General features: G+C 54.2%; 13 protein-coding genes. 6 read left to right on the top strand and 7 right to left on the bottom strand.

What is annotated here, in order from left to right; translation table 11 throughout:
* Nucleotides 1-18 precede the first annotated feature (18 nt).
* From L6R44_RS22120 to ahpC, 6 genes are all read right to left on the bottom strand, one after another.
* Nucleotides 19-786 carry a dimethyl sulfoxide reductase anchor subunit family protein gene (locus L6R44_RS22120; RefSeq protein ID WP_237425431.1) on the bottom strand — a complete coding sequence of 256 codons (768 nt, stop codon included), beginning with the start codon at nt 784-786 and terminating at the stop codon, nt 19-21.
* Entirely contained in the window at nt 786-1,343 is a 558-nt protein-coding gene (locus tag L6R44_RS22115) for a 4Fe-4S dicluster domain-containing protein (protein ID WP_032638822.1), read from the bottom strand. The genes L6R44_RS22120 and L6R44_RS22115 overlap by 1 nt, the downstream gene beginning before the upstream one ends.
* Nucleotides 1,340-3,616, bottom strand: coding sequence for a molybdopterin-dependent oxidoreductase (locus L6R44_RS22110; protein WP_032638820.1), 2,277 nt, complete (start codon nt 3,614-3,616; stop codon nt 1,340-1,342). Before L6R44_RS22110 ends, L6R44_RS22115 begins: the two co-directional genes overlap by 4 nt.
* Nucleotides 3,613-4,188, bottom strand: a complete 576-nt coding sequence (locus tag L6R44_RS22105) for a TorD/DmsD family molecular chaperone (RefSeq protein WP_237425430.1) — start codon at nt 4,186-4,188, stop codon at nt 3,613-3,615. Before L6R44_RS22105 ends, L6R44_RS22110 begins: the two co-directional genes overlap by 4 nt.
* 188 nt (nt 4,189-4,376) lie before the next feature.
* Nucleotides 4,377-5,942, bottom strand: a complete 1,566-nt coding sequence (gene ahpF, locus L6R44_RS22100) for an alkyl hydroperoxide reductase subunit F (RefSeq protein ID WP_237425429.1) — start codon at nt 5,940-5,942, stop codon at nt 4,377-4,379.
* A gap of 189 nt (nt 5,943-6,131) precedes the next feature.
* On the bottom strand, nt 6,132-6,695 hold the full coding sequence (gene ahpC / locus L6R44_RS22095) for an alkyl hydroperoxide reductase subunit C (protein ID WP_032638815.1): 564 nt from the start codon (nt 6,693-6,695) through the stop codon (nt 6,132-6,134).
* Nucleotides 6,696-7,335: 640 nt separating this feature from the next.
* Here ahpC and citR point away from each other — a divergent pair.
* The 3 genes from citR (at nt 7,336) to L6R44_RS22080 (ending at nt 10,244) form a co-directional block, all read left to right on the top strand.
* Complete coding sequence (gene citR / locus L6R44_RS22090) at nt 7,336-8,235, top strand: DNA-binding transcriptional repressor CitR (RefSeq protein WP_237425428.1); 900 nt, start codon at nt 7,336-7,338, stop codon at nt 8,233-8,235.
* A 174-nt stretch (nt 8,236-8,409) separates the two neighbouring features.
* Complete coding sequence (locus L6R44_RS22085; protein WP_237425427.1) at nt 8,410-9,633, top strand: phosphoadenosine phosphosulfate reductase; 1,224 nt, start codon at nt 8,410-8,412, stop codon at nt 9,631-9,633.
* Complete coding sequence (locus tag L6R44_RS22080; protein WP_237425426.1) at nt 9,618-10,244, top strand: IbrB-like domain-containing protein; 627 nt, start codon at nt 9,618-9,620, stop codon at nt 10,242-10,244. The genes L6R44_RS22085 and L6R44_RS22080 overlap by 16 nt, the downstream gene beginning before the upstream one ends.
* On the opposite strand, the gene L6R44_RS22075 is transcribed toward L6R44_RS22080, so the two are convergent.
* Nucleotides 10,245-11,405 carry a pyridoxal phosphate-dependent aminotransferase gene (locus L6R44_RS22075; RefSeq protein ID WP_237425425.1) on the bottom strand — a complete coding sequence of 387 codons (1,161 nt, stop codon included), beginning with the start codon at nt 11,403-11,405 and terminating at the stop codon, nt 10,245-10,247. It lies immediately after the preceding gene.
* A gap of 248 nt (nt 11,406-11,653) precedes the next feature.
* Here L6R44_RS22075 and L6R44_RS22070 point away from each other — a divergent pair, with 248 nt between their 5' ends.
* Genes L6R44_RS22070 through L6R44_RS22060 form a run of 3 tightly spaced genes read left to right on the top strand, consistent with a single transcriptional unit; the run spans nt 11,654 to nt 13,493 of the window.
* Nucleotides 11,654-12,268: a methylthioribulose 1-phosphate dehydratase gene (locus L6R44_RS22070; protein WP_032638805.1), complete on the top strand. Its 615-nt coding sequence runs from the start codon at nt 11,654-11,656 to the stop codon at nt 12,266-12,268.
* Complete coding sequence (gene mtnC, locus L6R44_RS22065) at nt 12,265-12,954, top strand: acireductone synthase (protein ID WP_045325713.1); 690 nt, start codon at nt 12,265-12,267, stop codon at nt 12,952-12,954. The genes L6R44_RS22070 and mtnC overlap by 4 nt, the downstream gene beginning before the upstream one ends.
* Nucleotides 12,951-13,493 carry a 1,2-dihydroxy-3-keto-5-methylthiopentene dioxygenase gene (locus L6R44_RS22060; RefSeq protein WP_032638802.1) on the top strand — a complete coding sequence of 181 codons (543 nt, stop codon included), beginning with the start codon at nt 12,951-12,953 and terminating at the stop codon, nt 13,491-13,493. Before mtnC ends, L6R44_RS22060 begins: the two co-directional genes overlap by 4 nt.
* Nucleotides 13,494-13,600: the final 107 nt, after the last annotated feature.

Here is a 13,600-nt window from a genome sequence, read left to right as displayed (position 1 = left end):
TTCGCGGGGTTTTGTTTATCAGTACAGGTGACCAATATTGACGATGGTACTGACGGTATCGCCGAAGAAGGTCAGACGACTCAACACCACGCCCGCCAGCAGAATAACAAACACCGCTTTTTGCATCGGCTGACGCATTAACGACAATGCCATTCCCACGACGCAGCACAGCAGGCTGCCCAGATAGAGCGGCGAGCTTAGCCAGGCATGAGCGGTCATTTTCATGATGGTACCGCCACTGAGCCAGAGTACCGGTGCAGCAATCAGCAGCGCCATCAGGGCGATAATCCCCTGACGCAGTGCAGCGGTTGACGCCTTCACCCCGAGCAGCGGCGTCGCTGCACAGCCCAGCACCCAAACGGTCGCAAAGAACAGCATCATGGTGATGCCGTTGGCAATGGCCTGCATTGCCGGCGCGGCGTAGGTCATCCCCTGCACCACCACCAGCAGTATTCCGAACAGGGATGCCAGCAGCGCTGCGCCTTTGTTGCCTTTGGTGAGAAAAGCCAGGCCAATTGTGCCGCCATACAGCGTCGCGCCGAGAATTTCACGGCTCAGCCAGGCGTGTTTCAGGTTGATTAACGCATTATATGCGTGTTCCGGATGCGCCAAATGCAGTACAGCGGCGACGGAAGCGGCACCGAGAATCAGCCCAGCGATCAGCCAGTGAAGACGGTTGCCCTGCACTTCGCCACGCAGCGTGCGCCAGGTCAGCATCAGCGTCATCCCGACGGACATCTGGCTCAGCACGGTAAAAATAACCAACGGCAGTTCGTACTTTTCCATTATTTATCCCCCGGCTGTTTCGGCTGACGGGCCAAAATGAAGCGCGTCCCAGGATTAAGCTGCGGCATTTTGGGGAAGCCCGGCGGATACTGCACAGCATTGTTCGGCAGCGGATCGGCATCCAGGTCGATCAGCGTCAGCGCCCCCACCGGACAGGCGTTCACGCAAGCGGGATTCATGCCGATATCCAGACGCTCGTAGCACATGCTGCATTTTTCGGCTTTTTTAGTCTCTTCGTTAAAACGCGGCGCGCCATACGGACAGTTACGAATGCAGTTTTTACAGCCGATGCAGCGTTCAGGGTTATGCACCACCACGCCATCATCACGTTTGGTGTAGGCCTCCACCGGGCACGCGGCCAGACAGGCAGGATTTTCACAGTGGTTACAGGCCAGCGAAAAGAATGCACGCTCCTCATGCGGATAAATTTCTTTATCCAGCGGATAGACATAGCGCCAGAAACGCTCGGGCTCGAGCTGGTTGAAGCTCTTACAGGCCATAGCGCATCCGCGGCAGCCAATACATTTATCACTGTTCACTAAAAATGCGCGTCTCATGCGTCCGCTCCTTCATTGGCAATGAGGACAATATCGACAAACTGATCGTGAATGGCCGCGCCCGGTGCACCGGTGGCCATTTTGCCCATATCGGCCGGGGTATCTTTCACCACGTTCTGCACGTTATAGCTGAGCTTGTTGAACCAGGACTCGTACATCACCAGGAAATCTTCCGGTACGTTGGTGGTCACTTTGGCACGCAGCTGGACCTCGCCAATCTCGTTGAATACCCGCACTGTCGCCAGGTCACGAATCCCCTTTTTCTTAGCGGCTACAGGGTGGATATACACAAAGGGCTCCGGCCAGAAGACCTGCATCCAGTCAAGGTTAACGAACTGCGAATGCAGGCCGTACTGCAGGTGCGGCGTAAAGAGCTGGAACGGCAGCTTACCTTCGGCGGCTGGCAGATATTCCGGCAGCGCCTTATGGCCGTTTTGCTCACAGCGCTCGGATAAAAACTCATACTTGCCTGACGGCGTTTTGAATTTGCGATCGTGCCAGGCTGCGCTGCTCGGCATTTTGGCCTTCACCGGCCCCTTCAGCAGATCGTCCCAGGAGCTGATGCCAAACTGCTTCGCCAGCCCGTCGTTGAATTCAAGATCCAGCCATTTTTTCTGGTCAACATCCTGCGGGAAGGTGCATGAGCCCGGCTCCATTTTGTTAAGGGTACGGGAAAGCAGGACGGCAATATCCAGGTCGCTCTTGCACTCGTACATCGGCTTGATGGCAGGTTCATTCACCGTCAGCCAGTAGTGCCAGTAAGACGAAGAGGCGCTCCAGTGCTCAAAGGTCGTGGTGACAGGCAGAACGATGTCCGCATGCTGGACCGTCTCGTTAAAGAACTGATCCACGCACACCACCATTTCCAGCTTGTCGAACGCTTTTTTCATCTTGTTGCGGTCGAAGTCCTGGGCAAACGGGTTTTTACAGGCCACCCACAGCATGCGGATAGGCGGATCGTTAGCGTCCAGAATGCTCTGCGCGGTCTGGTTGAGGTTGAGCGCGCGGTCAGAGTACTTGCTCTTTTCGCCGCTATCGCTGACGAACTCGCCCACCGGGCCTGATGCCCCTTCCATCCCTACAGAACCCACCGGTGGTGTCTGCGTCATTGCATGGTAGTTATAGCCCCAGGTCTGCAGATGGCCGTAGCGAGCGCCGCCGCCTTCTACGCCGATATTGCCGGTCATGGCGACAAAGGCATCAATCGCACGCACGTTCGCGCCGCCGTTCACGTGGCGCTGCATACCGTAGCCAATCCAGACGGTGGCAGGCTTAACCGCCGTGAACTCCTCGGCAAGCTGGCGGATCACGTCCGGTGCCAGACCACAAATTTCCGATGCCCACTCTACCGTGATGCTGTTGAGCAGGTACTGCTCAAACTCCGGATATCCGTGCGCGAAATTATTGACGAACTCCTGGTCCACGCGGCCGATATCCACCAGATGGCGCGCCATACCCAGTGCGAGCGCGCCGTCAGAGCCTGAACGCACGCGCAGATAGAGGTCGGCTTTCGCGGCGGTTTGCGAGAACAGCGGATCGATAACCACCACTTTCGCGCCTTTCTCGCGCGCCTGATAGATGTACTTCATCGTGTGCATGGAGCACCATGCCGGGTTCGCGCCCCAGAGGATGATGTATTTGGCCTTCACCAAATCTTCCGGGTCGTTACACCACATGTCGCCCATGTCGTAATGCTGCGCGTCGATGCCCGCAGGCCAGCACGGCGTACCGGCAAAACGCGTGGTGTAGCCGAGCGAGGACATCATCCCCTCCACGGCATAGCTCATTACGCCCAGGTTGCCGGAATATTTGGTCAGCGCCAGGCCGAGCAGGGAGCCATCTTTCTTTTTGATCTCCAGCATCTTGCTGGCGATCCGCTGCATGGCCTCATCCCAGGAGATGCGGCGCCATTTACCGCTGCCGCGCCCGTCCTGAATCATCGGGTATTTGATCCGGTCGGGTGAGTAGACGCGACGCGGGTAGGTCAGCCCTTTCACGCACGGCGCGCCGTGGGTAAAGGTGGATTCGCTTGCCCCCTCGACGAAGGTAATCACGTCATCTTTGACCCACGTTTTTAGGCTGCAGGTGTCATAGCAGTTACGCGGACAGGCATTCCGGAAAATTTTGTAGGTTTTTGGGTTAAACGGAATGGGCGGCTGTGCCATGGCACATCGGGAGGATAATAACCCGCCGGGTAATGCGGCGACGGTACCCAGCGCAATCAGTCCTTTTAAAAAGGAGCGCCGGTTAAGCTGCCCTTTATCAATACTCATAATATTATTCTCGCTTTTAATTCATCAAACCAATTATTAAGCTGCACGGCGAGGCATTTAATTGCGGATGTTTTCGCACAATCCGTTATTTTCGCGATAAATGCGGGAAGCCATAATTCGAGATGCGCGCGTACAAAACGGGCAAGTGCATCATGATATTGCGGTGAATATCTGGCATGCACTAATAGCATCACCACCAACTCCATTTCATAGCTGATATGGTCGTCGGGAACGCTATTTTCCGCGGTGACGGACAGCCCAATGCTCTGCAGGAATTCGCGCACGCTCAGCGTCGTGGCCCCCATCAGCAGAGGCTCTTCGTCCAGATAAACCGAGGCGTAAGGTGGCGCCAGCAGCGTCGCCGGGCCGACAAACAGCGCATTAAAGTCATACTCGACGTCTAACGCCTCATCCTGCGGCCAGGCCTCACTCTCAGGAAAAAAATAGCGTAACGAGGCGCACCGCGATGTCATATCCGCCGCGTTAAAGAAATCACGAAACATTAATCCCTTTATTTCAAAGGGCGTTAATGCCTCATATATTGAAGGGGTGAATATATCTTTATCATTCATGTTAAATATAAATGTTTATCAACAGAAAACGACGGGATATTATCAGCAGCCTTATTAATTTCTTTGATCTAAGCAGGGAGTTAACGCATGAAGCGTTCGATCGCGATGATAATTGAGAATAAAAAAAACCAATAAAAAAGCCACCTCATGATGAGGTGGCTACTGCAGGTCATGTCTTCTTTCTTTTATTATGCGGTTTTGGTGCGAATCAGGTAGTCAAACGAACTCAGCGACGCCTTCGCCCCTTCGCCCGTGGCGATGATGATCTGTTTGTACGGCACGGTGGTGCAGTCGCCTGCCGCAAACACGCCCTTCACGCTGGTTTCGCATTTTGCGTCGATGATGATTTCGCCCATGCGGTTGCGCTCAATCGCGCCTTCCAGCCAAGTGGTGTTCGGCAGCAGACCAATCTGGACGAAAATCCCCGAAAGCTGAACGCTGTGCACGTCGCCGCTCACGCGGTCGCGATATTCCAGGCCGGTCACCTTGCTGCCGTCGCCCTTCACTTCCGTGGTCTGCGCGTTCAGGATGATGTCGACGTTTTTCAGGCTGCGAACCTTATCCTGCAGAACCTGGTCGGCCTTCATCTCTGGCGCGAACTCCAGAAGGGTAACGTGTTCAACGATCCCCGCCAGGTCGATAGCCGCTTCCACGCCGGAGTTACCGCCGCCGATCACCGCCACGCGTTTCCCTTTGAACAGTGGGCCGTCGCAGTGCGGGCAGTAGGTTACGCCTTTGGTACGGTATTGATCTTCACCCGGGACGTTCATGTTGCGCCATTTCGCGCCGGTGGCAATGATAATGCTGCGCGCTTTCAGCACCGCGCCGGACGCGGTTTCAATCTGGTGTAAACCGCCTTCGACGGCTGCCGGCACCAGCCTGCTGGCGCTCTGGCTGTCGATCACGTCCACGTCATACTCGCTGACGTGCGCCTTCAGCGCCCCCGCCAGCTTCTGGCCTTCGGTCTTCGGCACGGAGATGTAGTTCTCAATGTCCACGGTATCGAGCACCTGGCCACCGAAGCGTTCGCCCATCAGGCCGGTACGAATGCCTTTACGCGCGGAGTACACCGCTGCCGCCGCGCCCGCAGGGCCGGAACCGACGATCAGCACGTCGTAGGCATCGCGTTTGTTCAGCGCTTCCGCGGCACGTTTTTCGGCACCGGTATCCACTTTGCCTACAATTTCGGTCAGCGTCATGCGGCCCTGGCCAAACTCCTGCCCGTTCAGATAGACCGCCGGAACGCCCATCACGTTACGATCGGTGATCTCATTCTGGAAGGTACCGCCGTCAATCGCCGTGTGCTTGATGCGCGGGTTGAGTACCGACATCAGGTTCAGCGCCTGCACCACGTCCGGGCAGTTGTGGCAGGAGAGCGAGTAATAGGTTTCAAACTCGAAATCACCGTCGATATCGCGGATCTGCTCCAGCAGCGCCTGCGCTTCTTTTGACGGATGACCACCGGTCCACAGCAGCGCCAGCACCAGCGAGGTAAATTCATGCCCCAGCGGAGAGCCGGCAAAGCGCGGTCCCTTGTCGGAGCCTGGGTTGGTAATCAGGAAAGAGGGCTTACGAACCGGCAGCGCGTTATCTTCTTTGAAGGTCACTTTCGGCGACAGTTCGGCGATCTCCGCCAGCAGTTCCTTGATCTCTGCCGATTTGGCGCTGTCGTCCAGCGTGGCAATCAGCTCAACGGGTTTGGTCAGTTTCTCAAGGTAGGCCTTGAGCTGGGTTTTCATGTTTGTGTCGAGCATTGTTCTTCCCTCTCTTAAGACGTCATCATGCAAGCTGCCTTGTGCGGGCGGCCTGAATGCAACTTGCATCATGGTGCTGGAATGAAATGGGCGCGGGGGGCGCCCATGAATTGCCGGGTGGCACGTCGTTTACCCGGCCTACGGTTTTTGCAGGCCTGCGCAAGCGCCGCGCCGCCAGGCTATACAGGCTTAGATCTTGCCGACCAGGTCCAGAGATGGAGCCAGCGTTGCTTCGCCTTCTTTCCATTTCGCCGGGCACACTTCGCCTGGGTGAGAAGCCACGTACTGAGCGGCCTTCACTTTACGCAGCAGGTCAGACGCATCACGGCCGATACCTTCAGCGGTAACTTCGATAGCCTGGATAATGCCCTGCGGGTCAACAACGAAGGTCGCACGGTCAGCCAGGCCTTCATCTTCACGCATGTTGTCGAAGTTACGGGTCAGGGCGCCAGTCGGGTCACCGATCATCGCGTATTTGATTTTTGCGATGGTTTCAGAGCTGCCGTGCCATGCTTTGTGGGTGAAGTGGGTATCGGTAGACACAGAGTAAACGTCCACGCCCAGCTTCTGCAGTTCGTCGTAATGGTCCGCCACGTCGCCCAGTTCAGTCGGGCAAACGAAGGTGAAGTCAGCCGGGTAGAAGAAGAAGACGCTCCAGCGACCTTCGGTATCTTTCTCGGTAACTTCGATGAACTCACCGTTTTTGAATGCCTGGTTTTTGAAAGGTTTAATTTTGGTGTTAATCAAAGACATCTGTACTTCCTCCGTGTTTTCGTTGAGGTGTAAGGTAACCAACTTTATCCATCGGGGCTAATGCGTATGCTTTATCAAATCAATCAGCCAAACCTTACAACGCCAACAAGACAACGTGGTGAACTGAATTAATGGAAGGCCCAAACGTAAAAAGGCCGCCCTGGTGGGCGGCCCTGATACCTGAACTTTCCACAGGAACTTTCAGTGCCAGCCTGGGCTGGCGTTGCGTTGCGCTCTACTTACCTTTATATCAAGGCGGTAACAGCCCCCTGATTACAGCACCCGGAATGACACAGGGCAATGGACGTAAGGGGTAATCTTATCTATGATTGCGATAGGTTTTACCAAACGGTGCAGGTCGCGTGGTCGCCATCGAGATCGGTGTGAAAAATAAAAAATTGTGATAATTCCCTGTCGATATATAAATCAGAACATTTATATTCAATTTTATTTTCTTTTTCCAAGATAAAAATATCTTAACTACTCTTTAAGTTCTATTTCATTAATCTATTTTCATGATATATTAAGTCGGTTTTCAATAAAAATTAAGTTAGTTAACTATCATGGATGGTAAATGGTTAACTTAGTTCTATAGTTATCAGTGATGTGATAACGAACCGCAGCACACTCAGGATGAAACATGGCAAACCTCTACGACCTCAAAAAATTCGATCTCAACCTGCTGGTCATTTTCGAATGTATCTACCAGCATCTGAGCATCAGCAAGGCAGCAGAAACGCTCTATATTACCCCGTCGGCGGTGAGTCAATCGCTGCAGCGGCTGCGCAACCAGCTCAGCGATCCTCTCTTTATCCGTTCGGGAAAAGGCATTACCCCCACGACGGTGGGTGTCAATCTTCACCATCATCTTGAGCAAAACCTCAATCAGCTTGAGCAGACCATTAACATCATGAATGCGTCTACGCTTAAGAAGAATTTTGTGATTTACAGCCCGCAGATCCTGACGACGCAAAACCTGCTTTCTCCGCTCACGCTATTAATGAGCAATCATAATTATGAAATAGAGCTTCATAATATGCTGCTGAGCGCGGATTCTGCAGAAGATCTGCTGGCGTACCGCAAAGCGGATCTTATCTTCTCAATGGCGCCAATTAACAACCGTTCAATGATTTGTGTTCCTTATGCATCCTTTAAGGTCATTTTAATATGCAGCGAGGATCATCCGCGTATCAAAGACGTTGTTACAATGGAGGATCTCCAGGAAGAGAAATTTACGTTATTCATGAGTGATGAACCCGGCATCAAGAACTACCACGCCCAGTCTGCGGAAGTGCATGCCGAAAAAAATGTTATTTTCCGTTGTGATTCAGCGTCTACCATTCTGGCCATGATTAGCGCCTCCGATTTAATCGGATACGTGCCAGAAGTATTATATGAAAAATACAAAGACGTACTGCGGTTCAAGAAAGTAAATGTCACGTTCACGCCTCCTCCGCTGGATGTATTTATGATTTATAACCGTTCAGCGCTCAACAATACGATTTTCTCAACGTTTATTGAACAAATCACTCAAAAATAACCTTCAGGGTTGTGATTATCACAACCCTTTACTTTTCGTTAAAACATAAGCCGTATTTATAGATAACAAAATCATTTCTCTTTTTCATTTACCTGCGTTTTTTTTCCACTACTATTATTCTCTCTCCATTATTGACACCCCAAAAGGTATTTATATCCAGGGAGGCGTTTGGCTATGTCAATGTATAAGTATCCGCTTAATCAAAATGTCCTTGAGGCCGCGATAGAGCGCATTACATGGACGCTTGAGAATCTACCCAGAGTTTGTGTTTCATTTTCAGGCGGGAAGGATTCAACCGTTATGCTGCATTTGACGGCCCAACAGGCCCGAAAAATGGGAAAGAAAATCTCTCTGCTCTTTATCGACTGGGAAGTACAGTTCACTTATACCATTCAGCATATAAATAACATGGTGGCGGAATACGCCGATGTGATTGAGCAATGCTGGTGGGTTGCGCTACCGCTCACCACGCAAAATGGCCTTACGCAATTTAACCCCGAATGGCAGTGCTGGGAGCCAGGTAAACAATGGGTGCGCCAGCCGCCCGCAGGGGCCATTACCGATCCTGATGACTTCGATTTCTACCAGCATGGCATGACGTTTGAAGCCTTTGTCCGCGCGTTTTCAGACTGGTTTGCCGCAAACCGCCCGGCGGCAATGATGGTCGGCATTCGCGCCGATGAATCCTACAATCGTTTTTTGTCTATCGCTAACGCGCGTAAGCGGCGCTTTGCCGATGACAAACCCTGGACCAGCGCCTCCCCGGGCGGCCACGCCTGGTATATCTATCCCCTTTACGACTGGAAGACCGCCGACATCTGGACATGGTTCGCTAAAACGGGCGGATGCTACAACCCTCTTTACGATCTGATGTTCCAGGCAGGCGTTCCACCACGCTACATGCGCATTTGTGAGCCGTTTGGCCCGGAACAGCGCCAGGGACTGTGGCTTTATCATATTGTTGAGCCCGAACGCTGGGCGGCGATGTGCGAGCGGGTAAGCGGCGTGCACAGCGGAGGGATCTATGCAGGTCAGGACAATCACTTTTATGGCCACCGTAAAATCCTTAAACCCGACGCGCTCAGCTGGCGCGAATACGCCATGCTGCTGCTCGACAGCATGCCGCAAACGACGGCAGAGCATTACCGCAATAAAATTGCAGTGTACCTGCACTGGTATCAAAAGAGAGGCATGGATGATATCCCCGACGCCCAGGAGGCCGATATCGGGACAAAAGATATTCCGTCCTGGCGACGGGTGTGCAAGGTATTACTCAACAATGACTACTGGTGTCGTGCCCTTTCATTCAGTCCTAACAAACCAAAGCACTATCAACGTTACAGCGAACGGATAAAGTCAAAACGTAAGGAATGGGGGATCTTATGCAACAACGATTGATTAGAGAAATGGAGCGCTATCTTCAGTCTCTTCCCGAAGAAAATCGCATTGAAGCCATCAATGCCTTTCGCCAGGCCATCCATGAAAACAGCCCTTTTCGCGAGCAGCCCGTCGACTGCGTGCTGTGGATAAAGCAGGATGAGATTACCGCTAATGATTATAACCCCAATAACGTCGCGCCGCCGGAAAAGCGGCTGCTCTGTAAATCACTTGAGATAGATGGCTTCACGCAGCCCATCGTGGTGACGGAGAACGATGCGCGGCATTATGAAATCGTCGACGGCTTTCATCGTCACGAGATTGGTTCACACCGGGCGGTACTAAAGCGCCAGCTGAAAGGTTACCTGCCGGTGACCTGCCTGCGCAAAGCGCGGCAGAAAAAGCTCGACCGCATGGCGGCAACCATCCGCCATAACCGGGCGAGAGGCCGACACCAGATTAACGCGATGTCCGATATCGTCCGCGAACTGGCTCAGCTTGGCTGGAATGACGAGAAAATCGGCAAAGAACTGGGTATGGACCGCGACGAGGTCCTTCGACTCAAGCAGATCAGCGGTCTGCTGGAACTCTTTGCAGACCGTCGTTACTCCGAAGCCTGGACGGTAAAATAATCAGAGCGCGCTAAGGCGCTCTGCCGCCGCCAGCAGCGTCGATTCCTGTTTCGCAAAGCAGAGACGAATCAGCTTATGCGGGAAGGGATCGGCGCAAAAAACAGAGAGCGGAATTGCCGCAACGCCCACCTCTTTGGTTAGCCACTGGCAGAAGCTGACGTCATCCAGATCGGAAATGGCGCTGTAGTCCGCCAGCAGAAAGTAGGTCCCTTCCGAAGGCAAAATCTCCAGACGGCTTTGGCTCAGCGCGGACACAAACAGATCCCGGCGATGGCGATAGAAATGCGGCAGCTCGCGGTAATGCTGAGGTTCTGCACGCAGCATATCCGCCAGCGCCAGCTGAGCCGGTGTGTTCACGGCAAAGGTCAGGTACTGATGCACCTTGCGCAGCTCAGCGCTAATGGCCGCCGGAGCCACGCAGTACCCTACCTTCCAGCCGGTCATATGGTAGGTCTTACCAAACGAAGAGACGGCGATAGCGCGCTCGCGAAGCTGGGGATGGGCCAGCACGCTGGCGTGTCCTTCCTCAGCAAAGCAAATGTGCTCGTAGACTTCATCGCTCAGGACATAAATTTCCCGTTCGGCAATCGCCTGCCACAGCGCGGCAAAATCGGCTTTTTGCCACACCGTCGCGGACGGGTTATGCGGCGTATTCAGAATCACCAGGCGGGTTTTATCACTCAGCAGCGCGGCAAACGCCTGCCAGTCCGGGCGGAAATGCGGCGGCCGTAACGCCACGCGCTTCACCACGCCGCCGGAGAGTTCAACCGCAGGCGCATAGCTGTCGTAGCTCGGGTCAAAGCAGATGACTTCATCACCCGCACGCACCAGCGCGGTGATGGCCGCATACAGCGCTTCGGTCGCCCCTGCCGTCACCGTGATGTCGCTGTTCGCATCGGGCTTATGGCCATACAGCTCCGCCGTTTTGTCCGCAATGGCTTCCCGCAGCGCCTGCACGCCCGTCATCGGCGCATACTGATTCGCTCCCTGCGCCACGTGGTAAGCCAGACGCGCCTGCAGATACGCCGGGCCGTCGAAATCCGGGAACCCCTGAGACAGGTTAATGGCGTTGTGCTGCTGCGCCAGGGCGCTCATCTGCGTAAAGATGGTGGTCCCGAGATTGGGAAGTTTACTCTGCGGAATCAAAGCGTTATTGCTCATTATGTCGTGCCTGCTTGTAATACTTATGTTGCTGCCACTATAACACGATGTTAGTCTTTAGCAATCAAGACGCTTAGACGTCTATGCCCTAAATAATTCGAGTTGCAGGAAGGCGGCAAGGGGAACGAATCCCCGGGAGCGTACATAAGTACGTGACTGGGGTGAGTGAATGCAGCCAACGCACCTGCAACTTGAAGTATGACGGGTATAAACAATATGAATATTCCTGGCCGCGAGGGTAAAAGGAAATGACAGACAACCTGCAACTCACACAACTTGTTGACGCCTGCCGCTGGATTGGCGCCAAAGGCTGGGCGCCCGCCACCGGCGGCAACATGTCGCTACGTCAGGACGAACATCTGTGCTGGCTCAGCGAATCGGGTAAAGACAAAGGTCGCCTCACGACCGATGACTTTCTGCAGGTGGAAATCGCCACCAACCGCGCGCCGTCCGGTCGTAAACCGTCGGCGGAAACCGGCCTGCACACGCTGATTTATCGCCTGTTCCCGGAAGCCAACGCCGTCCTGCACGTTCACACGGTTAACGCCACGGTGCTGTCCCGCCTGGTCAAAGAAGCCGAGCTCAACATCAGCGGCTTTGAGATGCAAAAATCGCTTACCGGACAGACCACGCATCGGGATACCGTATCCATCCCGGTGTTTGATAACGACCAGGATATCGACGCCCTCGCCTCGCGAATCGCCCATTACGCGCAGGAACGCCCGCTTAATTATGGTTTTCTTCTGCGCGGTCATGGCTTAACCTGCTGGGGACGCGACGTGGCCGAAGCGCGCCGTCATCTGGAAGGACTGGAATTCCTGTTTGAATGTGAAATGCGTTTACGCCAACTGGAGAGAGTATGATTCGCGCGATTGTGACGGATATTGAAGGGACCACCAGCGATATTCGTTTTGTCCATGATGTTTTGTTCCCCTACGCGCGTGAGCGGCTGGCGGCCTTCGTGACCGCGCAGCAGTACGCCGAGCCGGTGAAATCCATTCTGGACAACCTGCGTGATGAAATCGGCAACCCGCACGCCAGCGTCAGCGAGCTAATCGACGCCCTGTTTGCCTTTATGGATGAAGACCGCAAGTCCACGGCGCTCAAAGCGCTGCAGGGGATCATCTGGCACGACGGCTACGTCAACGGCGACTTTACCGGCCACCTCTACCCGGACGTGCTGCCCGCGCTGGAAAAATGGAAAGCGCAAGGGATTGATCTCTATGTTTATTCCTCTGGCTCCGTCGCCGCGCAGAAACTGTTATTTGGCTACAGCGACGAAGGTGATATTACTCATCTGTTCAGCGGCTATTTTGATACCCACATCGGCGCCAAGCGCGAGGTGCAGTCTTATCAAAACATTGCGGCACAAACGGGCATCGCCCCGTCGCAGATCCTGTTCCTGTCCGATATTCATCAGGAGCTGGACGCGGCTGAACGGGCAGGTTTTCGTACCCTGCAGCTGATTCGCGGTGATGATGACGGCGCAAGCCACCACCATCAGGTCCACCAGTTTGACGAGATTAATCCGGAGCAGATCCCTTCATGAGCGCATTGACCGTTTATTCCGACAAAGACGCCAGCCAGCCGCTGTGGCACAGCACCGACGCCGCCGAGATTGCCCAACGGCTCAACGCTAAGGGCGTGCGCTTCGAACGCTGGGCGGCTGACCGTGATTTAGGACACGATCCAGCTCCCGACGCGGTGATCGACGCCTATCAGCACGCGATCGACAGGCTGGTGGCAGAGAAAGGTTATCAGAGCTGGGATGTGATCAGCCTGCGCGCCGACAACCCGCAGAAAGAGGCGCTGCGCGCGAAGTTCCTGAACGAACACACCCACGGCGAAGACGAAGTGCGCTTTTTCGTCGAAGGCGCGGGCTTGTTCTGCCTGCACATTGGCGATGAGGTATATCAGGTCTTGTGCGAGAAAAACGACCTGATCTCCGTGCCCGCGGGTACGCCGCACTGGTTTGATATGGGCTCAGAGCCGAACTTTACCGCCATTCGTATTTTCGATAACCCGGAAGGCTGGGTGGCGCAATTTACCGGTGACGCCATTGCGGATGCGTATCCGCGACTGGCCTGATCTTTTCTCCCTCTCCCTGTGGGAGAGGGTCGGGGTGAGCAGCTGTGTTTAAAGTCAACAGCTGACGACTAATCTGCCGCCCATTTTTTATTGTCCCGCACCATCGC

The organism is Enterobacter cloacae complex sp. ECC445 (genome assembly GCF_021892025.1).
Classification (GTDB): domain Bacteria; phylum Pseudomonadota; class Gammaproteobacteria; order Enterobacterales; family Enterobacteriaceae; genus Enterobacter; species Enterobacter chengduensis.
This window is presented reverse-complemented; position numbering and strand designations above follow the sequence as displayed.